Source organism: Szabonella alba, assembly GCF_016765775.1.
Taxonomy (GTDB): Bacteria; Pseudomonadota; Alphaproteobacteria; order Rhodobacterales; family Rhodobacteraceae; genus Szabonella; species Szabonella alba.
The window spans coordinates 266,430-290,055 of the sequence record NZ_JAESVN010000003.1 but is presented as its reverse complement, the minus strand read 5'-3'; the positions used below and the strand labels follow the sequence as shown (position 1 = coordinate 290,055).

The window sequence follows — 23,626 nt, the reverse complement described above, 5'->3', positions numbered from 1 at the left end:
GAGCCCCTTGTGGACGAACTTCTCCGGGAATACCTGCCGATTCTGATTTTCCTCGCGATTGCGGTCGGGTTGGGGCTGGTGCTGATCCTTGCAGCCCTGGTGCTTGCGGTGCGCAGCCCGGACCCTGAAAAGGTGTCGGCCTATGAATGCGGCTTCAACGCCTTTGACGATGCGCGGATGAAGTTCGACGTGCGGTTCTACCTCGTCTCGATCCTGTTCATCATCTTCGATCTGGAAGTGGCGTTCCTGTTCCCCTGGGCCGTGGCCTTCGGGGAGGTCAGCATGACCGCCTTCTGGTCGATGATGGTTTTTCTGGGCGTGCTGACGGTCGGGTTTGCCTATGAATGGAAGAAGGGGGCGCTGGAATGGGAGTGACGTCAAATCCGCTGCAGACCGGGGTCAACACCGCCGGGGCAGACCGTGAGGTCGCGACGCAGGCGCTCAACAGCGAATTGCAGGACAAGGGGTTTCTGCTGACCTCGACCGAGGATGCGATCAACTGGGCGCGCAACGGGTCGCTGCACTGGATGACCTTCGGTCTGGCCTGCTGCGCGGTCGAGATGATCCATGTCGCGATGCCGCGCTATGATGTCGAACGCTTCGGCACCGCGCCGCGCGCCAGTCCCCGCCAGTCGGATCTGATGATCGTGGCGGGCACGCTGACCAACAAGATGGCCCCTGCGCTGCGCAAGGTCTATGACCAGATGCCCGAACCGCGCTATGTGATCTCGATGGGGTCCTGCGCCAATGGCGGCGGCTATTATCATTACAGCTATTCGGTGGTGCGCGGCTGTGACCGGATCGTGCCCGTCGATATCTATGTGCCCGGCTGCCCGCCCACGGCCGAGGCGCTGCTTTACGGTATCATGCAGTTGCAGCGGAAGATCCGCCGCACCGGCACTCTGGTCCGCTGAGGAGGCCCGCCCATGTCCGAAGCCTTGCAAGAGCTTGCCGCCCTGATCGAGATGCGCCGCCCCGATGCGGTGGTCAGAACCAGCGTCGCCTTTGACGAGTTGACGATCGAGGTGCTGCCGGCCTTTCTGGTGCAGATGGTCGAATTGCTGAAAACCGATGCGACCTGCCGTTTCTCGACGCTGGTCGATATCACGGCGGTTGATCACCCAGCCCGGCCCGCGCGGTTCGACGTGGTCTATCATTTCCTGTCGATGTATCGCAATCAACGCATCCGCCTGAAGATCGCGCTGCATGAATCCGAGATGGTGCCCTCGATCACGCCGGTCTTTCCGGCGGCCAACTGGTTTGAGCGGGAAGTGTTCGACATGTTCGGCATCCTGTTCACCGGCCATCCCGACCTGCGCCGCATCCTGACCGATTACGGCTTTCGCGGCCATCCGCTGCGCAAGGATTTCCCGACCACCGGCTATACCGAGGTGCGCTATGACGAGGCGCAGAAGCGCGTCGTCTATGAGCCGGTGAAACTGGTGCAGGAATACCGGCAGTTCGATTTCATGTCCCCCTGGGAAGGCGCGCAATATGTGCTTCCCGGTGATGACAAGGCCAAGGGCTGATCCGGTGGCGGGCGGTCCGACAATCCTTTTGTGTGTGGGGGCGACGAAGGCAGGGACAACCTGGCTTTACAACCACTTGTCGGCGCATCCCGACTGCCATCTGCGCGCGATCAAGGAACTGCATTACTTTGACACGCTGGAAAGCGGTGCCTTTGAGCGGCAGTTGAAGGTGCATACCGGTTTCGCGCAGAAACTGATGCGGCAGGTGGACAAGGCCAAAGGCGCGTCGCGCGACCGGGCCTTGCAGAAGCTGGCCGATGTGAATGACTGGGCCGAGGTTCTGGATCGGCGGTGTGAGGATATTCCGGCCTATCTGGCCTATCTTGAGGGCGGGCGCGGCGCGCGGCCTGTGATGGCCGATATCACGCCTTCCTATGGAATGCTGCCCGAGGCGCGGCTGCGCGGCATGGCCGGGATGGCCCCGGATGTGCGGTTCCTGTATCTGCTGCGCGATCCTGTTTCGCGGCTGTGGAGCCAGGTGCGCATGATGGCGGCCCGGGCGGCAAGGGCCATGGATTCCGTGCCCGATCTGGCCTTTGCCATGCTGGATGACGTGCTGGCGGGACGCCGCAAGGGCGCGCTGGAACGGGGTGATTATGCCGCAACGCTGGAACGGCTGCGCGCGGTGGCAGCCCCCGGTCGTCGTCTTGTGCTGTTTCAGGAGGAACTCCTGTCCCTGCCGGGGCTGTCGCGGCTGTGCGACTGGCTGGACATCCGCAGCGCCCCCGCCGATTTTGGCACGCGGGTTCTGGCGGGGCCGGAACTTGCGATGCCCGAGGCGCAACGGGCTCGCGCCCGGTCGATCCTGCGGCCGCAATATGAATATGTCGCGCGTCACTATGCCGAAAGACTTCCGGCAAGCTGGCGGCGGAACATGGGTGAGGATGTGACATGATGGATGGCAGCTTCGACGACGCCCGCACCGGGGAACAGAAGATCCGCAACTTCAACATCAACTTCGGCCCGCAACATCCTGCGGCCCACGGCGTTCTGCGTCTGGTGCTGGAGCTTGACGGCGAGATTGTCGAACGCTGCGATCCACATATCGGCCTGCTGCATCGTGGCACCGAAAAGCTGATGGAAAGCCGCACCTATCTGCAGAACCTGCCCTATTTCGACCGGCTGGATTATGTTGCGCCGATGAATCAGGAACACGCCTGGTGTCTGGCCATCGAAAAGCTGACCGGAACGCTTGTGCCGCGCCGCGCGCAGATCATCCGCGTTCTGTACTCCGAGATCGGCCGTGTGCTGAACCATCTGTTGAACGTCACCACGCAGGCGATGGATGTGGGCGCGCTGACGCCGCCGCTCTGGGGCTTCGAGGAACGCGAAAAGCTGATGGGCTTTTATGAACGCGCCTCGGGGGCGCGGCTTCATGCGGCCTATTTCCGTCCAGGCGGGGTGCATCAGGATCTGACCCCCGAACTGATTGAGGATATCGACATCTGGGCGCAGGAATTTCCGCGCGTTCTGGATGATATCGAAGGGCTGCTGACCGAGAACCGCATCTTCAAGCAGCGCAATGCCGATATCGGCATCGTGAGTGAGCAGGAGATCCTCGACTGGGGCTATTCGGGTGTCATGGTGCGCGGATCGGGCCTTGCATGGGATCTGCGCCGCGCGCAGCCCTATGAATGCTATGACGAATTCGACTTCCAGATCCCCGTCGGCAAGAATGGCGACTGCTATGACCGTTACCTTGTGCGCATGGCCGAGATGCGGCAATCGACCTCGATCATCCGTCAGGCCTGTGAAAAACTGCGCAAGGAACCGGGTGAAGTTCTGGCGCGCGGCAAGATCACCCCGCCCAAACGCGGTGACATGAAAACCTCGATGGAGGCTCTGATCCATCACTTCAAGCTGTATACCGAGGGCTTCCACGTTCCGGCGGGTGAGGTTTATGCCGCTGTCGAGGCGCCCAAGGGCGAATTCGGTGTCTATCTGGTGGCCGATGGCACGAACAAACCCTACCGCGCCAAGATCCGCGCGCCGGGTTTCCTGCATCTGCAATCCATGGACCATATCAGCAAGGGGCATCAACTGGCTGATGTCGCTGCCATCATCGGCACGATGGATGTCGTGTTCGGGGAGATCGACCGCTAATGCTTCGCCGTCTTCACAAGGAACAGCCCAGCCATTTCGCCTTCACCCCCGCCAATCAAGAATGGGCAGAGGGCCAGATCTCGAAATATCCCGAGGGCCGTCAGGCCTCGGCGATCATTCCGCTTTTGTGGCGCGCGCAGGAACAAGAGGGCTGGCTGAGCCGCCCGGCAATCGAACATGTCGCGGGAATGCTGGGCATGGCCTATATCCGGGCGCTGGAAGTGGCGACCTTCTACTTCATGTTCCAGCTTCAACCTGTTGGTTCTGTTGCGAATATCCAGATTTGCGGGACCACGTCCTGCATGATCTGCGGCGCCGAGGATCTGGTTGCCGTCTGCAAGGAAATGATCTCTCCCTTGCCGCATACCCTGTCGGCGGATGGCAAGTTTTCCTGGGAAGAGGTTGAATGTCTGGGGGCCTGTTCCAATGCGCCCATGGCCCAGATCGGCAAGGATTACTATGAGGATCTGACGCCCGACACCCTGCGCGATCTGATCACCCGCTTTTCAAAGGGTGAGGTTCCGCTGCCCGGTCCGCAGAATGGCCGCTACGCATCCGAACCGCTGTCGGGCCTGACCAGCCTGAAGGATCATGAAAAGGGCCGCATGGACCATAACGGATCGGTTCAACTGGCTGTCGATCTCGGCGACACGGTCAAGCGCATCGACGGAACCGAGGTGCCGATCCTGACGCCTTGGCTGGGCAAACCTGCGGATCCGTCGAAAGGCGGGCCGAAACAGGCCGAGCCGAAGCCGGGGAAGGGCGTGCCCGCAGATGAGACCGGCATCACCGTGCAGGAGGCCCCGGCCAAATCCAGTGCCAAGCCCGTGGATCAGGCGGTCAGCACCGCCGAGACGACGCATGTGTCTTCCGATGCCGACCGTCCTGCGGGGCTGAAATCGGCGCGCGGCGGCAAGCCGGATGACCTGAAGCTTATCAAGGGGGTCGGGCCCAAGCTTGAAGAACTGTGCAACAGCCTGGGCTTCTATCATTTCGATCAGATCGCGAACTGGACCGGGGCCGAGGTGGCCTGGGTTGATGAGAATCTTGAAGGGTTCAAGGGCCGTGTCACCCGCGACGACTGGGTGGCGCAAGCCAGGGTTCTGGCCAAGGGCGGGGTGGTCTGACCGATGCGCACCGACCCCGATCATGACCGCATTCTGGCCCGCAAGGCGCGACTTGTCGCCTTTGTGATTGCGGGCACGATGCTGGTCTGGCTGGGGGCGCAATGGATTGGCGGGCGGATCGGACTGGAGGCGCGTTTTGCCTTTCTGTTCGATTTTGCCGCTCTGGCTGCGTTCTTCTGGGCGCTGGTCGTGACATATCAGATCTGGCGCGCGCGTCAGGGGTGAAGGAGAGAGCAGATGCTCAAGGATCAGGACCGCATCTTTACCAATCTCTACGGGATGCATGACCGCTCTCTTGCCGGGGCGAAGCAGCGGGGCCATTGGGATGGCACAGCCGAGATCATCGCGCGCGGGCGCGACAAGATCGTCGAGCAGGTCAAGGCCAGCGGCTTGCGCGGCCGGGGCGGGGCGGGCTTTCCCACGGGGCTGAAATGGTCGTTCATGCCGAAAGCATCGGACGGACGGCCCGCCTATCTGGTCATCAATGCCGACGAATCCGAGCCGGGCACCTGCAAGGACCGTGAGATCATGCGGCATGATCCCCATACGCTGATCGAAGGGGCGCTGATCGCGTCCTTCGCGATGGGGGCGAATGCCTGCTACATCTACATTCGCGGCGAATATATCCGTGAACGTGAGGCGCTGCAGGCGGCGCTGGACGAATGCTATGACGCGGGTCTGCTGGGCAAGAATGCCGCGAAATCCGGCTGGGATTTCGATTGCTATCTGCATCACGGTGCGGGTGCCTATATCTGCGGCGAGGAAACCGCGCTGCTGGAAAGCCTTGAAGGCAAGAAGGGCATGCCCCGGATGAAGCCGCCGTTTCCGGCAGGGGCGGGGCTTTATGGCTGTCCGACCACGGTGAACAACGTGGAATCCATCGCCGTTGTGCCGACGATCCTGCGGCGCGGGCCGGAATGGTTTGCCGGTTTTGGCCGCCCGAACAATGCGGGCACCAAACTGTTCGGCATTTCGGGCCATGTGATGAACCCCTGTGTGGTCGAAGAGGCGATGTCCATTCCGCTGAAGGAATTGCTGGACCGCCATTGCGGCGGGGTGCGCGGCGGCTGGAAGAACCTCAAGGCCGTGATCCCGGGCGGGTCATCCGTGCCTCTGCTGACGCAGGCGCAATGCGACGATGCGATCATGGATTTCGACTGGCTGCGTGAACAGCGTTCCGGCCTTGGCACGGCGGCTGTGATCGTGATGGATCAGTCCACCGATGTCATCAAGGCGATCTGGCGGCTGTCGAAATTCTACAAGCACGAATCCTGTGGCCAGTGCACGCCCTGCCGGGAAGGCACCGGCTGGATGATGCGGGTGATGGACCGTCTGGTGCGGGGTGAGGCCGAGGTCGAGGAAATCGACATGCTGATTTCCGTCACCAAACAGGTCGAAGGCCATACGATCTGTGCGCTTGGCGATGCGGCGGCCTGGCCGATCCAGGGCCTTGTGCGCGCTTTCCGCGAGGAGATCGAGGACCGCATCAAGGCGAAGAAAACCGGGCGCATGGGGGCAATGGCGGCGGAATGAATCAGCAGGCCGTTCCTCTGACACTTTCGGCATTGGCGCTGGCCGCCTGTGTGCCTGCGGTGGCGCCTGTCGCCCCGGGGCCCGTCATGCTGGACGGTGTCACCTATGAGGTGACGCGCCGCCCGTCGCAGGCGGTGCTGGTGCGGCGGCTGGACCGGCCGTTCCAGAACTGGGAAGGGATGGAGGCCCGTCGCGCGGCAGACCGCTTCTGTCAGGGTCGGGCCAACAGCTCGATCCGCGACCGGTTTGTCGGCGATGGCTGGCTGATCGTGGAGGGCTGCGCATGAGGGCGACCGCACGGATGGCGGTTCTGGCGCTGATGGCGGGGCTTGCGGCACCGCTGGCGGCGGATGCGCGCAGTTTGCGTGATGTCAGGGCGGTGGATGACGGGCTGACGGTGGTTGCCATCGGCAATGCGATCCGCAAAACCTGCCCGCAGATCGAGGCGCGGCGGTTGCGCGCCATGGGTTATATGCGCGGCCTTGCCGATCTGGCCCGGCAGGCCGGGTTCTCGGAAGAGGAAATCCGGGCCCATGTCGAGGACCGGGCCGAAAAGGCGCGGGTCAAGGCTGCTGCGGCGGCGTATCTTGCCGCGCAGGGCGCGAAAGAGGGTGATGTCCCGGGCCATTGTGCCGCAGGACGCGCCGAAATTGAACGTAACAGCCAGGTCGGCCGTTTACTGAGGGTGAACTGACCATGAGCAACCTCAAGAAAATCATCATCGACGGGATCGAAGTCGAGGTTGACGGCGCGATGACGCTGATCCAGGCCGCCGAAGTAGCGGGCGTGGAAATCCCGCGTTTCTGCTATCATGAGCGTCTGACGATTGCCGGCAACTGCCGCATGTGTCTGGTCGAGGTCGTGGGCGGCCCGCCGAAACCGGCGGCAAGCTGCGCCATGCAGGTGCGCGATCTGCGCCCGGGGCCGGAAGGCCAGCCGCCGGTGGTCAAGACCACTTCGCCGATGGTCAAGAAGGCCCGCGAGGGCGTGATGGAGTTTCTGCTGATCAACCATCCGCTGGATTGCCCGATCTGCGATCAGGGCGGCGAATGCGATCTGCAGGATCAGGCCATGGCCTACGGCGTCGATTTCAGCCGCTTTCGCGAGCCCAAGCGCGCCACCGAGGACCTGAACCTTGGCCCGCTGGTTGCGACCACGATGACGCGCTGCATTTCCTGCACCCGCTGCGTGCGCTTCACGACCGAGGTGGCGGGCATCACCCAGATGGGCCAGACCGGGCGCGGCGAGGATGCCGAGATCACCAGCTATCTGAATGAGACTCTGTCCTCGAACCTGCAGGGCAATATCATCGACCTTTGCCCCGTCGGGGCGCTGACCTCAAAACCCTATGCCTTCACCGCGCGGCCCTGGGAACTGACCAAGACCGAAACCATCGACGTGATGGACGCGCTTGGATCGAACATCCGCGTCGACACCAAGGGGCGCGAAGTCATGCGCATCCTGCCGCGCAACCATGATGGCGTTAATGAGGAATGGATTTCCGACAAGACGCGTTTCGTCTGGGACGGTCTGCGGCGGCAGCGGCTGGACACGCCCTATATCCGCGAAAACGGCAAGCTGCGCCGCGCCGGATGGGATGAGGCGCTGAAGGCAGCGGCGGCAGCTATGAAGGGTCGCAAGCTGGCCGGTCTGATCGGCGATCTGGCCCCGGCCGAGGCGGTGTTCAGCCTCAAGACGCTGCTGGAAGGGCAGGGCGGCAAGGTCGAATGCCGCACCGATGGCGCGAAACTGCCCGCAGGCAACCGGTCAGCCTATGTCGGCACGGCGACGATCGAGGAGATCGACAGCGCAAAGACGATCTATCTGGTCGGCACCGATCCGCGCAATGAGGCGGCGGTGCTGAATGCGCGGATCCGCAAGGCATGGCTGCGCGGCGCAAAGGTCGTGCTGATCGGGGCGGCGGCAGATCTGACCTATGATTACGACCATCCGGGCACGGACCGTGCCGCGCTGGTGAAACTCGCCGCATCGGCCAAGACCGAAGAGGGCGCGGTGGTGATCCTGGGCCAGGGTGCCCTGCGGGAGGCCGATGGCGAGGCCGTCCTGAGCCAGACCATGAAGGCGGTCGAGGCGATGGGCGCGAAACTGCTGATCCTGCATGGTGCTGCCTCGCGCGCAGGGGCGATGGATCTGGATGCGGTTACTGATGGCGGGCTGTCGGCCGCGCTGGACGGGGCCGAGGTGATCTACAATCTGGGGGCCGATGAGGTGGAAATCGCCCCGGGGGCCTTTGTGATCTATCAGGGCAGCCATGGCGACCGGGGCGCGCATCGCGCCGATATCATTCTGCCTGCCGCCGCATGGACCGAGGAAAACGGGTTGTTCGTCAATACCGAAGGGCGTCCGCAACTGGCAATGCGCGCCGGTTTCGCCCCCGGCGAGGCGAAAGAGAACTGGGCCATCCTGCGCGCGCTTTCGGCCGAACTGGATGCGAAACTGCCTTGGGACAGCCTTGCCGCGCTGCGCGGCCGGATGGTGGCTGCGGTGCCGCATCTGGGCGCGATTGACGAAGTGGCCGAAAACGAATGGTCGCGCATTCCGCTGCGGGAACCGGCACGGGCCGATTTCCAGCCCGGCCTGCGTGAGTTCTACCTGACCAATCCCGTCGCCCGCGCCTCGGCGCTGATGGGGGAGTTGCAGGCCATGGCCAAGGCCCGGGCCGAACAGCCGCTGGCGGCGGAGTAAACCATGGGCCTGCGCGCGCATCTCGTCCTTCTGGGTCCGGCCATTGCCGGGCTGGCCGCCTGCGTGCAGGCGGGTGAAGGCGTGACCGCGCGTTCGGATTTCGATCCGGCCTATGGCGGGATCAGCACCGTGCTGCTGGATGGCGATCTGGTGAATTTCCATGTCGCCATGCAGGGCGCGCGCGACCGGGCGGATGTCGATGCCTATGCGCGCTGCGCCGCTGCGCAATATGCGCTGATCCGGGGTGCGGGATTTGCGCGCCATGTGCGCACACAAGTGGCGGAAACGGGTGGCAATTGGCGCGGCGATGCGGTTTACACCATCTCGGCGGCGCTGCCGGCCGGACTGGCGACGATTGATGCCGAAGTGACCGTGCGCGACTGCGCGGCGCAGGGCATCCCGACGATCTGACCCCGGGCCAACCGGGACCTGTGACGATGAATGACGAAGAAGAACGGCTGAGGGATAAAGGGCGACATGTCTGATTTTCTGCAAACGGGCCTTGGTATCGCGGTCCTGATCGCGGCGCAAAGCCTTCTGGTCATCGGCTTCGTGATGATCTCGCTGCTGTTTCTCGTCTACGGGGATCGCAAGATCTGGGCGGCGGTGCAGATGCGGCGTGGCCCGAACGTGGTTGGCCCCTTTGGCCTTCTGCAATCGGTGGCCGATGCGCTGAAATATGTGATGAAGGAAATCGTGGTGCCCGCAGGGGCGGACCGCCCGGTCTTCTTTCTGGCGCCGCTTTTGTCCTTCGTTCTGGCGATCCTGGCCTGGGCGGTGATTCCCTTCAATCACGGCTGGGTCCTGTCGGATATCAATGTCGCGATCCTCTTTGTCTTCGCCGTCTCCAGTCTTGAGGTTTACGGCGTCATCATGGGGGGCTGGGCCTCGAACTCGAAATACCCGTTCCTTGGCTCGCTGCGTTCCGCCGCGCAGATGATTTCCTATGAGGTCTCGCTGGGGCTGATCATCATCGGGATCATCATTTCGACCGGTTCGATGAATTTCGGGGCCATTGTCGAGGCACAGCGCGGCGATTTTGGCCTGTTCAACTGGTACTGGCTGCCGCATCTGCCGATGGTGGCGCTGTTCTTCATCTCGGCGCTGGCCGAAACCAACCGCCCGCCCTTCGACCTTCCCGAGGCGGAATCGGAACTGGTGGCGGGCTATCAGGTCGAATATTCCTCGACGCCCTTCCTGTTGTTCATGGCGGGCGAATATATCGCGATCTTCCTGATGTGCGCGCTGATGTCGCTCTTGTTCTTCGGCGGCTGGCTGTCGCCCATTCCGGGCCTGCCCGACGGGGCACTGTGGATGGTCGCCAAGATGGCCTTCTTCTTCTTCATGTTCGCGATGGTGAAGGCCATCGTGCCGCGCTACCGCTATGACCAGCTGATGCGGATCGGCTGGAAAGTGTTCCTGCCGCTGTCGCTGGGTTGGGTCGTGCTGGTGGCGTTCCTTGCCAAATTCGAAGTCATGGGCGGTTTCTGGGCCCGCTGGACGATGGGAGGCTGAACCATGGGTGACGCACGCGCAATCGACTGGACCCGCGCCGCCAAGTATTTCCTGCTGATGGACTTCATCAAGGGCTTCGGCCTTGGCATGCGCTATTTCTTCGCGCCCAAGGCGACGCTGAACTATCCGCATGAAAAAGGCCCGCTTTCTCCGCGCTTTCGCGGGGAACACGCGCTGCGCCGTTATGCCAATGGTGAAGAGCGCTGCATCGCCTGCAAACTGTGTGAGGCGATCTGCCCCGCGCAGGCCATCACCATTGACGCCGAACCGCGCGATGACGGCAGCCGCCGCACCACGCGCTATGACATCGACATGACGAAATGCATCTATTGCGGTTTCTGTCAGGAGGCCTGCCCGGTCGATGCCATTGTCGAAGGGCCGAATTTCGAATTCGCGACCGAAACGCGCGAAGAGCTATTCTATGACAAGGAAAAGCTGCTGGCGAATGGCGACCGCTGGGAAGCCGAGATCGCGCGGAACCTTGAAACGGATGCGCCCTACAGATGACCGACGATTTCGCAAAAATGGTCAAGGCGATGATGGAGCAGGGCGAGGTCATGGCCAAAGCCTTCTCTCCGGCCTTTGACGGCGTGGATGTGAAGGGCTTCGAGAAGCTGTTCCCGACCATGCCCAGGGACATGCTGGAGGCGTGGTTCGGCAAGACCTTCAACCCCGAGGGGCTGGATGCGCGCACGCGGCTTCTGGTGACTGTCGCGGCGCTGACCGTTCTGGGCGCGCAGGCCGATGCGCAACTGCGCCTGACGATCCGCAACGCCTTGGCGGCGGGGGCCACGAAACGCGAGATCGCCGAGGTGATCTGGCAGATGAGCATGTTCGGCGGCTTGCCCGCCATGCAGAAGGCGCTTGAGATTGCTCAATCCGTCTTTGCCGAGACAGAGGAGACGAAGGAATGACCGTCGCCGATCTGGCCTTTTACGGTTTTGCCATCACGGTCGTGACGGCAGGGCTTCTGGTGACGATCAGCCGCAATCCGGTGCATTCGGTGCTGTGGCTAATCCTTGCCTTCCTGTCTTCGGCGGGGCTTTTCGTCCTTCTGGGGGCGGAATTCGTCGCGATGCTGCTGATCATCGTCTATGTCGGCGCGGTTGCGGTGCTGTTCCTGTTCGTCGTGATGATGCTGGATGTCGATTTCGCGCAGTTGAAGGGTGAAATGGCACGGCATATGCCGCTGGCGCTGCTGGTCGGTATCGTGATCCTGATGCAGCTTGGCCTGACCTATGGCGCATGGGTGCAGGCCGATGGCGCGCTTGGCCTGCGTCAGGCGGTGACGCCCGACATGGCCGAGGTTGAGAATACCCGCGCGCTTGGCCTTTTGATCTATGATCAGTATCTGCTGCTGTTCCAGCTTGCGGGGATGATCCTGCTGGTCGCGATGATCGGGGCCATCGTGCTGACGCTGCGCCATCGCAAGGACGTCAAACGCCAGAACGTGCTGCATCAGATGTGGCGCGACCCGGCCAAGGCGATGGAACTCAAGGATGTGAAGCCCGGTCAGGGCCTTTAAATAGAACGGCCCCGCCGCAAGGGGCCACGCGGAATTACAACGGGGCAACGGACCCGGAGGGAACGAGAATGGTGGGACTGGAACATTATCTGACAGTGGCGGCGGCGCTGTTCGTCATCGGGATCTTCGGCATCTTCCTGAACCGGAAGAATGTGATCGTGATCCTGATGTCGATCGAACTGGTGCTGTTGTCGGTCAACATCAACCTTGTCGCCTTCTCCTCCCATCTGGGGGATCTGGTGGGGCAGGTGTTCACGATGTTCGTGCTGACCGTCGCCGCCGCCGAGGCCGCCATCGGTCTTGCGATCCTCGTCGTGTTCTTCCGCAACCGCGGCACCATCGACGTCGAAGACGTCAACGTGATGAAAGGCTGAGGCCATGGCAACGATCATTCTTTTCGCGCCGATCATCGGCGCCCTGATCTGCGGCTTCGGCTGGCGTCTGATCGGCGAAAAGCCTGCGCAGATCATTGCGACGTCACTGGTCTTTCTGGCGGCCTTCCTGTCCTGGATCATCTTCTTCACCCATGACGGGGTGACCCAGCAGGTGACGCTGCTGCGCTGGATCGAAAGCGGGTCGCTGGCGGTGGAATGGGCGATCCGGCTGGACCGTCTGACGGCGATCATGCTGGTCGTGGTCAACTCGGTCTCGGCGTTGGTCCACCTTTATTCCTTCGGCTACATGGCCCATGACGACAACTGGAAGCAGCACGAGCATTACAAGGCGCGCTTCTTCGCCTATCTCTCGTTCTTCACCTTCACCATGCTGATGCTGGTCACGGCAAATGACCTTGTGCAGATGTTCTTCGGCTGGGAAGGGGTGGGGGTCGCCTCCTATCTGCTGATCGGGTTCTACTACCGCAAGCCCTCGGCCAATGCGGCGGCGATGAAGGCGTTTCTGATCAACCGGGTCGGCGATTTCGGCTTTCTGCTGGGCATGTTCGCAATCTATTACACGATCGACTCGCTGCGCTTTGACGATATCTTCGCGCAGGCACCCGCATTGGCGGAAATGTCGATCCGCTTTCTCTGGGCCGACTGGAACGCGGCCGAACTGATTTCTGTGCTGCTGTTCATCGGCGCGATGGGGAAATCGGCGCAGTTGATCCTGCACACATGGCTGCCCGACGCGATGGAGGGGCCGACGCCGGTTTCCGCGCTGATCCATGCTGCAACCATGGTGACGGCAGGGGTGTTCCTTGTCTGCCGCATGTCGCCGCTGATGGAATATGCACCCAATGCGCTGATGTTCATCACTGTGCTGGGGGCAACGACCGCCTTTTTCGCGGCGACCGTCGGCCTTGTGCAGAATGACATCAAGCGCGTGATTGCTTATTCGACCTGTTCGCAACTGGGCTATATGTTCGTGGCCGCAGGCGTGGGGGCCTATCCGGTGGCGATGTTCCACCTGTTCACCCATGCGTTCTTCAAGGCGATGCTGTTCCTTGGCGCGGGGTCTGTGATCCATGCGATGCATCACGAACAGGATATGCGCAACTATGGCGGTCTGCGCAAAAAGATCCCCATGACCTTCTGGGCCATGATGATCGGCACGCTGGCGATCACCGGGGTCGGGATCCCGCTGACGGGCTGGATCGGGTTTGCAGGCTTTGCGTCCAAGGATGCCGTGATCGAAAGCGCCTATGTCGGATCGTCCTATGCCTTCTGGCTGCTGGTGGCGGCGGCGGCGATGACCTCATTCTATTCCTGGCGCCTGATGTTCATGACATTCTATGGCAAGGCGCGTGGCGACCATCATACCCATGACCATGCGCATGAAAGCCCCAAGATCATGCTGGCCCCGCTGGCGGTTCTGGGCTTTGGCGCGATCTTTGCGGGGATGCTGGGCTACAGCGTGTTCTTCGGCAAAGAGGATACCGTACGCAGCTGGTTCGGCATGGAAGTCGCGCAGCATCACGGCGAAGACCACGCCGAGGATCTGGCCGCGCAATCCGCGACCGACACGGAAACCGCAACCACCGACACTGCCGAGGCCGCACCGGCCGAAGGCGGGACCGATGCCGCGACCGGTGAGGCCGTGATTGCAGCCGAGGCAGCACCTGCCGTGGCGCCCCAGGGCGCCTTGCTGATGCGGCCCTTTAGCCCGGAACGGCAGGAATTCGTCGACAGCCGCATCAAGGCCGATCCGGACCATCCGCCGGAGACAATCATCAATGCCGCCCATTCGGTGCCGACATGGGTCAAGCTGTCTCCCTTCACGGCGATGCTGTTCGGGCTGGGTCTGGCATGGCTGTTCTATATCCGCAGCCCGGACCTGCCGGGACGGCTGGCCGCTCAGCAGCGCCCGCTTTACCTGTTTCTGCTCAACAAGTGGTATTTCGACGAGATCTATGACTGGATCATCGTGAAACCCACGATGTGGCTGGCAGGCTTCTTCTGGAAGAAAGGGGATGGGTCGGTCATCGACGGCTTCATCAATGCCCTTGCCATGGGCTTCATCCCGCAACTGACCCGCCTCGCTGGCCGGGCGCAGTCGGGCTATCTGTTCCACTATGCTTTCGCCATGGTTCTGGGCATTGCGGCCCTTGTCACCTGGATGACGCTCTCCGGGGGGGCGCACTAATGGAAAACCTTCTTTCCATCATCACCTTCATTCCGGCCGTGGCCGCAGCGATCCTTGCGCTGTTCCTTCGCGGTGAGGATGAGGCCGCGCAGCGCAATGCGAAATGGGTGGCGCTGGTCGCCACGGCGACGACCTTCCTTGTCTCGCTTTTCGTGATTGCAGGGTTCAATCCTTCCGATACCGGCTTTCAGTTCGTCGAGGAATATGACTGGATCCTCGGCCTGAAATACAAGATGGGCGTGGACGGGATCTCGGTCCTGCTGGTCATGCTGACGACCTTCCTGATGCCGATGGTGATTGCGGCCTGCTGGACGGTGGAGCACCGCATCAAGGAATACATGATCGCATTCCTCGTGCTGGAAACGCTGATGCTTGGCGTGTTCTGTGCGCTGGATCTGGTGCTGTTCTATGTGTTCTTCGAGGCGGGGCTGATCCCCATGTTCCTGATCATCGGGATCTGGGGCGGCAAGGACCGCATCTATGCCTCATTCAAGTTCTTCCTCTATACCTTCCTCGGCTCGGTGCTGATGCTGGTGGCGATGGTCTTAATGTATGTGCAGGCCGGCACGACGGATATGGTGGCGCTGCTGCGTCATGATTTCCCGTCGCAGGACATGATCCTGATGGGGCTGCATATTCCGGGCGGCATCCAGACGCTGCTGTTCCTTGCCTTCTTTGCCTCTTTCGCGGTGAAGATGCCGATGTGGCCGGTCCATACCTGGCTGCCCGATGCCCACGTTCAGGCGCCCACGGCAGGGTCCATGGTGCTGGCGGCGGTGCTGTTGAAGATGGGGGGCTATGGTTTCCTGCGCTTTAACCTGCCGATGTTCCCGGTGGGGTCCGATGTCATGTCTGATTTCGTGCTGTGGCTTTCGGCGATCGCGGTTGTCTATACCTCGCTGGTCGCGCTGGCGCAGGAGGATATCAAGAAGCTGATCGCCTATTGGTCCGTTGCCCATATGGGCTTTGTGACGATGGGGATCTTCGCGGCCAATCAGCAGGGCATCGACGGGGCCATGTTCCAGATGCTCAGCCATGGCTTCATCTCCTGCGCGCTGTTTTTCTGCGTCGGCGTGATCTATGACCGGATGCACACGCGCGAGATCTCGGCCTATGGCGGTCTGGTGATCCGGATGCCGGCCTATGCGCTGTTGATGATGTATTTCACCTTCGCGAATATGGGTCTGCCGGGCACCTCGGGCTTTATCGGTGAATTCCTGGCCATGGCCGGGGCCTTCCAGGTCAATACATGGGTGGCGGTCGTGGCCGCGACGGGGGTGATCCTGTCACCCGCCTATGCGCTTTACCTCTATCGTCGGGTCGTCTTCGGCGACCTGATCCGCGAGGCGCTGAAGTCCATCCCCGATATGGACCGCCGCGAAAAGGCGATCCTTGCGCCGCTGGTCGCGATCACGCTGATCCTCGGCATCTATCCGAAACTTGCCACGGATATCATGGGCCCCACGGTCGCTGCGATGGTCGCCGACTATCACGCGGCACTCCCGGCGGTCGATGACGCCCGAATGACCATGGAATGAGGGCGCAGAGATGACCTCCACCGATTTCAATACCATCCTCCCCGAATTCATCCTTGCGGTCTTTGCGATGGCCGCGCTTCTGGGCGCGGTCTATACCGGTAAGGACCGGACCGGGCCGCTGCTGATGTGGCTGACCGCCGGGCTTTTCCTGCTGCTTGCCGCCTGGATCGGGCTGGGCGGCGGGGTTGAACATGTGGCCTTTGGTGGCATGTTCAACGATGACGGCTTTGCCCGGTTTGCCAAGGTGGCGATCCTGCTTTCGGCGGCGGCGGTTCTGATCATCAGCAAGGATTACATGGTACGGCGCGACATGCTGCGCTTTGAATTTCCGATCCTGATCGCGCTGTCGGTTCTGGGCATGATGATCATGGTTTCGTCGGGCGACCTGATGGCGCTGTATATGGGGCTGGAGCTGCAGTCGCTGGCGCTTTACGTCGTTGCCTCGATGCGCCGCGATTCCGCGCGTTCGTCCGAGGCGGGGCTGAAATATTTCGTCCTCGGATCGCTGTCCTCGGGTCTGCTGCTGTACGGGGCCTCGCTGATCTACGGCTTTGCCGGCACCACCAACTTTGCCGGGATCCTGAGCACGGTCGAGGACGGGCTGCCGCTGGGTGTGCTGTTCGGCATGGTCTTCATGATCGCCGGTCTGGCCTTCAAGATCTCGGCGGTGCCGTTCCACATGTGGACGCCGGATGTCTATGAAGGCTCGCCCACCCCAGTGACCGCCTTCTTTGCCACGGCGCCGAAAATTGCCGCGATGGCGCTGCTGGCGCGGCTGATGCATGACGCCTTCGGCAATGTCACCGGCGATTGGGGGCAGGTGATCGCGCTTCTGGCGGTGCTGTCGATGTTCCTTGGCGGGATCGCGGCCATCGGGCAGCGTGATATCAAGCGGCTGATGGCATATTCCTCGATTGCGCATATGGGTTTTGCGTTGATCGGTCTGGCCTCGGGCACGGCATTCGGCGTGCAGGCGATGCTGGTCTATATGGCGATCTATGTCGCGATGAATATCGGCACCTTCGCCTTCATCCTGTCGATGGAGCGGGGCGGCCAGCCCGTCACCTCGATCGACAGCCTGCATATGCTGTCCAAGACCGCACCCTTGCAGGCGATGGCGCTTCTGGTCCTGCTGTTCAGCCTTGCCGGTGTGCCGCCGATGGTCGGCTTCTTCGGCAAGCTTTATGTGCTGCAGGCCGCCGTCAATGCGGACATGACATGGCTGGCCGTTGCGGGGGTTGTCGCCTCGGTGATCGGTGCCTTCTACTATCTTCGCATCGTCTTCTACATGTATTTCGGATCCGAGGGCGAAGGCGTGGATGGCCGGATCGGCTCGGTGCAGGGGGCGGCACTGCTGATCTCGGCGCTGGTGATGGTGGCAGGGATCGTCAACCTCTTCGGGGTTGAGGCGCTGGCCCAGGCGGCGGCGGAAACGCTTGTCCGCTGAGCCGGTTCCGAACCCGCCCCCGGACTGGCCGGAAGGCACGGACCGGATCCTGCTGGCAACGACCGACAGCACAAATGCCCATGCCCTGCGGATCGACCCCGCGACGCCGACCTGGATCGTCGCGGGGGAACAGACCGGGGGCAGGGGACGACGCGGGCGGCCATGGGTCAGCCCGCGCGGCAATTTCTACGGCACCCTGACCATGCGGCCCCGGGGTCCGGCGGCGACAGTCGCGCTGCGGTCCTTCCTTGCGGCGCTGGCCCTGCATGAAACCTGTGTCGTCCTGACCGGCCTGCCTGACAGTTTCCGGCTGAAATGGCCCAATGATGTGTTGCTGAACGGCGGCAAGCTGGCCGGGATCCTGCTGGAAAGCAGCGGAGCAGGCGGTGGTGCGGGCGGCGTTGCCCGGCTGGCCATCGGGATCGGCGTCAACCTGATCGCGGCCCCACCGCCCGAAAGCGTGGAGCCGGGCGCGGTGCCCCCCGTCAGCCTGCTGTCCGAAACCGGCATACGCATCACGCCCGAGGCGTTTCTGGCCCACCTTGCCCCTGCCTATGCCCGGCGTGAGGCACAGTTTCTGGCGCAGGGTTTTGCCCCGGCCCGCCGCGACTGGCTGGGCCTTGCCGCGCGACTGGGGCAGCCGATCACCGCGCGCACCGGCAGCCATAGCCGGACCGGCATCTTTGCCGATATGGACGGGCAGGGCGCGCTGATCCTTGACACCCCCACGGGCCGTGAGGCGATTCCGGCCGCCGATATCTTTTTCTGAGCACCCGATAGAAGGGACGGCCCATGCTTCTGGCCATTGATTGCGGCAATACCAATACCGTCTTTTCCATCTGGGACGGAGCGCGCTTTCGGGCGACATGGCGTATCGCGACCGATCACAAGCGCACGGCGGATGAATATTTCGTCTGGCTGACATCGCTGATGCATCTCACGAAAACCGAGGTGCAGGTCACCGAGACGATCATTTCCTCGACCGTGCCGCGTGTGGTGTTCAATCTGCGGGTCCTGTGCAACCGCTATTTCGACTGCCGCCCGCTGGTGGTGGGCAAGCCCGAATGCCGCCTGCCGGTGGCGCCCCGCGTCGATCAGGGCACGACGGTCGGGCCGGACCGTCTGGTGAATACGGTTGCGGGTTTCGCGCGCCATGGCGGCAATCTGATCGTGGTGGATTTCGGCACCGCGACCACCTTTGACGTGGTCGATACCGATGGCGCCTATATCGGCGGGGTGATCGCCCCGGGTGTGAACCTGAGCCTTGAGGCGCTGCATATGGCGGCCGCCGCGTTGCCGCATGTTGATGTGACCAAGCCGCAATCCGCCATCGGCACGAATACGGTGGCCTGCATGCAGTCGGGCGTGTATTGGGGGTATATCGGCCTTGTCGAGGGTATCGTTCGCCAGATCCGGCTGGAACGAGACAGCCCTATGAAGGTCATCGCAACGGGCGGCCTCGCCCCCCTGTTTCAACAGGGAACCGAGCTATTTGACGCTATCGAGGACGATCTGACCATGGAAGGTCTCGTTCTCATTCACGAATTGAACAAGGAACAGGAAACCGCATGAAATCGAACCGGCTGATCTATCTTCCCCTCGGTGGCGCGGGGGAGATCGGGATGAACGCCTATGTCTATGGGTACGGCCCCGAGGACAGGGAGCGCCTGATCCTTGTCGATCTGGGCGTGACCTTTCCCGACATGGACACGACCCCCGGTGTGGATCTGATCCTGCCCGATATCGGCTGGCTGATGCAACGCCGCGACCGGCTTGAGGCGATCTTTGTCACTCACGCGCATGAAGATCATATCGGCGCGCTGGCGCATTACTGGGCCAAGCTGAAGGTTCCGGTCTATATGCGCCGCTTCACCGGCACGATCGGGCGGCTGAAATTTGATGAATTCGGCCATCCGAAAGACGCGATCACCATTGTCGAGCCGCGCCCCGAAACCGTGCAGGCCGGGCCGTTCGATGTGCAGTTCATGCCGGTCAGCCATTCGGTGCCCGAAAGCTCGGCCCTTGTGATCGACACGCCGGCAGGGCGGATCGTCCATTCGGGCGATTTTAAGTTGGATGAAAATCCGCTTGTCGGGGAACCCTGGGATGCCAGCGCCTTTCGCGCCATTGCCGCCGAACGGCCCGTCAAGGCCCTGATGTGCGACAGCACCAATGTGTTCTCGCTGCATCCGGGACGGTCGGAATCGACCCTGCGCCAGCCCCTGACCGATCTGATCCGGGCGCAGAACGGCATGGTCGTTGCTACGACCTTCGCCTCGAATGTCGCGCGGTTGCGGTCGCTGGCCGAGGCGGCGCAGGCTGCGGGCCGCACCATCTGTTTGCTGGGGCGCGCGATGCGGCGCATGGTTTCGGCGGCCGAGGAATCGGGCGTTCTGACCGATTTCCCGCGCACCGTCAGCCCCGAAGAGGCGCAGGAAGTGCCGCGCGGCAACCTGATGCTGATCGTGACCGGATCGCAGGGCGAACGCCGCGCGGCCTCGGCGCAACTGTCGCGGGGCAAGTATCTGGGGCTGGAGATGAAGGAGGGCGATACCTTCCTGTTTTCGTCCAAGACCATTCCGGGCAATGAACGCGGCGTGATCTCGATCATGAACGCCTTTTCGGAAATGGGCGTCAATATCGTCGATGACAATGGCGGCCTTTACCATGTTTCGGGCCATGCCAACCGTCCGGATCTGGAAACGGTGCATCAGGTGCTGAACCCGCAGATCGTGATCCCCATGCATGGGGAGCACCGCCATCTGCGCGAACATGCGCGGATTGCCATGGCGACCGGCCGGAAATCCGAAGTTGTGACCAATGGCATGCTGGTCGATCTGACCGGTGATGCCCCGACCATCGCCGAATATATCGAGACCGGGCGCACCTATCTGGACGGGTCGGTCCTGATCGGCGCGCGCGACGGGATCGTCCGCGACCGGATCCGCATGGCGCTCAACGGTCATGCGCTGGTGACGCTGATCCTGGACGAAGGTGATGAGGTTCTGGGCGACCCCTGGGTCGAAACCATGGGCCTGCCCTCCAAGGGGCGCAGCGGCGCCGATCTGGTCGAGACGCTGGAGGCCGGGCTTGCGAGCCTGCTGGCCGCTTCGGGGCGCAAGCTTCTGCGCGACGATGACAAGCTGGAAGAGGCGATGCGCCGCACCCTGCGTCAGGTCGCGATGGAAGAGATCGGCAAGAAACCCGAGGTCACGATGGTGATCTCACGCCTGTCGGACGAATAGGATCAGGCGCCCCTGTTATCGGCGGGCCCCGTTCAGGCCCGCCATGGTTCCAAACGAAAGGGCGGCCCGATTGCGGGGCCGCCCTTTTCAGTTTGAAGTCTGCGATGCAGGGGAAGGGGGGCCGATCAGGCCTCTTGTGCGGTTCCGGTATCCTCGGACTCGCTGGCCTCGGATGCGCTGTCGCTGCTGTCATCGGCGCTGGCCGCATCAATGCGGAAGCTGCGCATCAGGAAATCGGGCATATGGTCGCCCATGCCGACGACACGGTCATCACGACGGTCGCGGCGGTCGTCCCTGCGGTCATCACGGCGCCCGCTGCGGCGGTCATCCTTGCGGTCGTCCCGCCGGTCATCCTTGCGGTCATCGCGGCGTTCTTCGCGCCGGTCCTCAACAGGTGCGGCGGTTTCTTTTGCCGGGCTGACGGTGGCTTCGGGCGTCTCGTCTGCCACCGTCTCGACCGGCGTTTCCGCCTCGGCCTTGACCGGTGCATCCTCATTGCGGGCGCTGCGTCCGCGTCCGCCGCGCGTGCGGCTGCGCTTGGCGGGACCGGCCTCATCCTCGTTGCGGCGTTCGGGTTTGGTTGTCACCTTGGGCTCCGCGTCAGTCTCGAACCCGTCTGGCAGGGTGCCCCGCGGGATCGGCTGCTTGACCAGCGCCTCGATCGCCGCCAGATACTTGGCATCCGACGGCACCGAGATCGTGTAAGCCTTGCCCTTGCGGCCCGCACGCCCTGTGCGGCCGATGCGGTGGACATAATCCTCGGGATGGCTGGGCACGTCGAAATTGAACACATGGCTGACAGCCGGAATATCCAGCCCCCGGGCAGCCACGTCAGAGGCCACCAGCAGATGCACCGAGCCGTCGCGGAACCCGTCCAGCGTGCGGGTGCGCACCGACTGATCCAGATCCCCATGGATGGGAGAGGCGTTGAAACCGTGCTGTTTCAACGATTTGGCAACCACATCCACATCCATCTTGCGGTTGCAGAAGATGATCGCATTGGTGCAGGCCTCACCCTCTTGCCGGATCAGCGCGCGCAGGACCGAACGCTTGTCGGCAAAGCTGCGATCCTTGCGGGCAGGCTTCACCTCGATCAGGGCCTGTTCGATGGTCTCAGAGGTGGTTGATTGACGCGCGACCTCGATCTTGACAGCCGAAGACAGGAACGTGTTGGTGATCCGCTCGATCTCGGGCGCCATCGTGGCGGAATAGAAGAAAGTCTGCCGCGTGAAGGGGGTCAGGCTGAAGATCTTCTCGATATCGGGGATGAACCCCATATCGAGCATGCGGTCAGCCTCATCCACCACCATGATCTGCACACCGTTCAAAAGCAGCTTGCCGCGCTCAAAATGGTCCAGCAGGCGGCCCGGCGTCGCGATCAGCACATCAACACCCCGGTCGATCAGCTTGTCCTGTTCGCCAAAGGCCACGCCGCCGATCAGCAGCGCCTTGGTCAGTTTGGTATGCTTGGCATAGATGTCGAAATTCTCGGCCACCTGTGCTGCCAGTTCCCGCGTCGGCGCCAGCACCAGCGAGCGCGGCATCCGGGCGCGGGCGCGGCCCTTCGACAGCAGCGTGATCATCGGCAACGTGAAGCTTGCCGTCTTGCCGGTGCCGGTCTGGGCGATTCCCAGCACATCACGGCCTTCCAGCGCATGGGGAATGGCCTGCGCCTGAATCGGGGTGGGGGTTTCGTAGCCTGCTTCGGATACGGCCTTGAGAACGCGCGGGTCGAGCGCGAGATCGGAAAAACTGGTCATTGGCGTCCTGTGCTTGCGGTATCGGACCGCAAAGAAAAGATTGGGACGCAATGAATTCCGGGCGTCCCGGCGTCTGGCCGGGAAATCCCCGGACCCAAGGTGCGTAGCGCGAAAGGGCGCACAGGTCAAGTTCCCTGCCGTATCGCCGATGGCGGAGGCTCAGCCTTCCTGGGCCTGCCGCGCCTCGATGCGGGCCCGTTTCCGGCTGCGCATGGCCGCGATGCGCCGGAAGAGCGTCCCCGGATCGCCGTTCAGGCGGTCCAGAAGATGACAGGCCAGCGGTCCCAGCACGTCCAGCCGCTGCGCCCTGTCCCAAAGCGGCGCCAGAAGATTGATGTCCAACCCCCCGGAAACAAGCGAAAAAGGCGGCATCCCCATGGGCAGGTCCGCCTTGACCTTCTGGCGCAAGGCAAAGGGCTTGTCCGGCGGGGAACCACTGTGCAGGCGCTCGAACTCATACAGTTTCATCAGTGAGAACAGCATGCCCATTTCCCGGGCAAGGCTGCGCTCCTCCTCGGTTGTGCCGGCCTCGGCGAATGAGATGAGCGATGAAATCAGCCAGCGGGGGCTGAGATCCTGCATCAGCGCCGTGCCCTGTTCGCGCCAGATCCGGTGGAACAGCGCAGGCACATGCGCCGGATAGCGGCGTTTGCGCAGATGGGCGATCAGCAGACCGTTCAGCAGCGCCAATTCGCTTTGCCCGGCAAGATCGGCCTGCAATTCATGGCGTTTCTGGGCATGACCGCTGGCACCCTCGGGCAAAGGTGAGGCGGTGGCAGGCAGGCGGCGGCGTGCCAGTGCGGCAAGGTCGCAGTCAAGGGGCGGCAGGGATTCTCCGGGCGCGAAAGACAGCGGGCCGCGCCGCCGGTTCCATTGCCGGATCAGATGATCGGGCGCATCGGGATAGGTGAGGGTTTCGTCGCTCATGCCATCTGCCCCTTTTACCGCGATCGGGGAGTACAGTGGCGGCAGACACGCGGCTTGTCCACGCCCTACCTTGGTGCGCCCTCACGGG

25 protein-coding genes are annotated in these 23,626 nt (G+C 62.6%); 23 read left to right on the top strand and 2 right to left on the bottom strand.

The genetic code is table 11. From position 1 onward, the window contains the following. The first annotated feature begins 9 nt into the window (after positions 1-9). The 23 genes from JL811_RS09035 (at position 10) to JL811_RS08925 (ending at position 20,851) form a co-directional block, all read left to right on the top strand. Entirely contained in the window at positions 10-375 is a 366-nt protein-coding gene (locus JL811_RS09035) for an NADH-quinone oxidoreductase subunit A (protein WP_202688273.1), read from the top strand. Further along, positions 366-914 (top strand): NuoB/complex I 20 kDa subunit family protein, encoded by a 549-nt coding sequence (locus JL811_RS09030; protein ID WP_202688271.1) that lies wholly within the window; start codon positions 366-368, stop codon positions 912-914. The genes JL811_RS09035 and JL811_RS09030 overlap by 10 nt, the downstream gene beginning before the upstream one ends. Before the next feature lie 12 nt (positions 915-926). Further along, complete coding sequence (locus JL811_RS09025; protein WP_202688269.1) at positions 927-1,529, top strand: NADH-quinone oxidoreductase subunit C; 603 nt, start codon at positions 927-929, stop codon at positions 1,527-1,529. Next, positions 1,495-2,424, top strand: a complete 930-nt coding sequence (locus JL811_RS09020; protein ID WP_202688267.1) for a sulfotransferase — start codon at positions 1,495-1,497, stop codon at positions 2,422-2,424. The genes JL811_RS09025 and JL811_RS09020 overlap by 35 nt, the downstream gene beginning before the upstream one ends. Then, the gene (locus JL811_RS09015) at positions 2,424-3,632 is read left to right on the top strand and encodes an NADH-quinone oxidoreductase subunit D (RefSeq protein WP_202688514.1); all 1,209 of its coding nucleotides are present in this window, start codon (positions 2,424-2,426) and stop codon (positions 3,630-3,632) included. The genes JL811_RS09020 and JL811_RS09015 overlap by 1 nt, the downstream gene beginning before the upstream one ends. Next, positions 3,632-4,759 (top strand): NADH-quinone oxidoreductase subunit E, encoded by a 1,128-nt coding sequence (locus JL811_RS09010; protein WP_202688265.1) that lies wholly within the window; start codon positions 3,632-3,634, stop codon positions 4,757-4,759. The genes JL811_RS09015 and JL811_RS09010 overlap by 1 nt, the downstream gene beginning before the upstream one ends. 3 nt (positions 4,760-4,762) lie before the next feature. After that, positions 4,763-4,984, top strand: coding sequence for a DUF5337 family protein (locus JL811_RS09005; protein ID WP_202688263.1), 222 nt, complete (start codon positions 4,763-4,765; stop codon positions 4,982-4,984). A 12-nt stretch (positions 4,985-4,996) separates the two neighbouring features. Continuing rightward, a complete protein-coding gene (gene nuoF / locus JL811_RS09000; RefSeq protein ID WP_202688261.1) occupies positions 4,997-6,292 on the top strand; it encodes an NADH-quinone oxidoreductase subunit NuoF in 1,296 nt (431 codons plus the stop codon). Next, complete coding sequence (locus JL811_RS08995; RefSeq protein WP_202688259.1) at positions 6,289-6,579, top strand: hypothetical protein; 291 nt, start codon at positions 6,289-6,291, stop codon at positions 6,577-6,579. Before nuoF ends, JL811_RS08995 begins: the two co-directional genes overlap by 4 nt. Further along, positions 6,576-6,986, top strand: a complete 411-nt coding sequence (locus tag JL811_RS08990; protein ID WP_202688257.1) for a DUF5333 family protein — start codon at positions 6,576-6,578, stop codon at positions 6,984-6,986. The genes JL811_RS08995 and JL811_RS08990 overlap by 4 nt, the downstream gene beginning before the upstream one ends. Positions 6,987-6,988: 2 nt before the next feature. After that, positions 6,989-8,998: an NADH-quinone oxidoreductase subunit NuoG gene (gene nuoG / locus JL811_RS08985; RefSeq protein WP_202688255.1), complete on the top strand. Its 2,010-nt coding sequence runs from the start codon at positions 6,989-6,991 to the stop codon at positions 8,996-8,998. Between the two features lie 3 nt (positions 8,999-9,001). Continuing rightward, positions 9,002-9,409 carry a hypothetical protein gene (locus JL811_RS08980; RefSeq protein WP_420496774.1) on the top strand — a complete coding sequence of 136 codons (408 nt, stop codon included), beginning with the start codon at positions 9,002-9,004 and terminating at the stop codon, positions 9,407-9,409. Between the two features lie 66 nt (positions 9,410-9,475). Further along, positions 9,476-10,513: an NADH-quinone oxidoreductase subunit NuoH gene (nuoH, locus tag JL811_RS08975; protein WP_202688253.1), complete on the top strand. Its 1,038-nt coding sequence runs from the start codon at positions 9,476-9,478 to the stop codon at positions 10,511-10,513. A gap of 3 nt (positions 10,514-10,516) precedes the next feature. Further along, the gene (gene nuoI / locus JL811_RS08970) at positions 10,517-11,020 is read left to right on the top strand and encodes an NADH-quinone oxidoreductase subunit NuoI (RefSeq protein WP_202688251.1); all 504 of its coding nucleotides are present in this window, start codon (positions 10,517-10,519) and stop codon (positions 11,018-11,020) included. Next, entirely contained in the window at positions 11,017-11,427 is a 411-nt protein-coding gene (locus JL811_RS08965) for a carboxymuconolactone decarboxylase family protein (RefSeq protein WP_202688250.1), read from the top strand. Before nuoI ends, JL811_RS08965 begins: the two co-directional genes overlap by 4 nt. After that, on the top strand, positions 11,424-12,038 hold the full coding sequence (locus JL811_RS08960; protein ID WP_202688249.1) for an NADH-quinone oxidoreductase subunit J: 615 nt from the start codon (positions 11,424-11,426) through the stop codon (positions 12,036-12,038). Before JL811_RS08965 ends, JL811_RS08960 begins: the two co-directional genes overlap by 4 nt. Before the next feature lie 68 nt (positions 12,039-12,106). Further along, complete coding sequence (nuoK, locus tag JL811_RS08955) at positions 12,107-12,412, top strand: NADH-quinone oxidoreductase subunit NuoK (RefSeq protein ID WP_202688248.1); 306 nt, start codon at positions 12,107-12,109, stop codon at positions 12,410-12,412. 4 nt (positions 12,413-12,416) lie between these two features. After that, positions 12,417-14,621, top strand: coding sequence for an NADH-quinone oxidoreductase subunit L (gene nuoL, locus JL811_RS08950; RefSeq protein ID WP_202688247.1), 2,205 nt, complete (start codon positions 12,417-12,419; stop codon positions 14,619-14,621). Then, on the top strand, positions 14,621-16,159 hold the full coding sequence (locus tag JL811_RS08945) for an NADH-quinone oxidoreductase subunit M (protein ID WP_202688245.1): 1,539 nt from the start codon (positions 14,621-14,623) through the stop codon (positions 16,157-16,159). Before nuoL ends, JL811_RS08945 begins: the two co-directional genes overlap by 1 nt. 10 nt (positions 16,160-16,169) lie before the next feature. Continuing rightward, entirely contained in the window at positions 16,170-17,606 is a 1,437-nt protein-coding gene (gene nuoN / locus JL811_RS08940) for an NADH-quinone oxidoreductase subunit NuoN (RefSeq protein WP_202688243.1), read from the top strand. Further along, positions 17,596-18,375, top strand: a complete 780-nt coding sequence (locus JL811_RS08935) for a biotin--[acetyl-CoA-carboxylase] ligase (protein ID WP_237684887.1) — start codon at positions 17,596-17,598, stop codon at positions 18,373-18,375. The genes nuoN and JL811_RS08935 overlap by 11 nt, the downstream gene beginning before the upstream one ends. A gap of 23 nt (positions 18,376-18,398) precedes the next feature. Then, positions 18,399-19,178 (top strand): type III pantothenate kinase, encoded by a 780-nt coding sequence (locus JL811_RS08930; RefSeq protein ID WP_202688241.1) that lies wholly within the window; start codon positions 18,399-18,401, stop codon positions 19,176-19,178. After that, a complete protein-coding gene (locus JL811_RS08925) occupies positions 19,175-20,851 on the top strand; it encodes a ribonuclease J (RefSeq protein ID WP_202688239.1) in 1,677 nt (558 codons plus the stop codon). Before JL811_RS08930 ends, JL811_RS08925 begins: the two co-directional genes overlap by 4 nt. A 125-nt stretch (positions 20,852-20,976) precedes the next feature. Here the strand turns inward: JL811_RS08925 and JL811_RS08920 are convergent, their stop codons facing one another. Next, positions 20,977-22,611, bottom strand: coding sequence for a DEAD/DEAH box helicase (locus JL811_RS08920; protein ID WP_202688237.1), 1,635 nt, complete (start codon positions 22,609-22,611; stop codon positions 20,977-20,979). A gap of 159 nt (positions 22,612-22,770) precedes the next feature. Next, complete coding sequence (locus tag JL811_RS08915) at positions 22,771-23,538, bottom strand: hypothetical protein (protein WP_202688235.1); 768 nt, start codon at positions 23,536-23,538, stop codon at positions 22,771-22,773. Positions 23,539-23,626 lie beyond the last annotated feature (88 nt).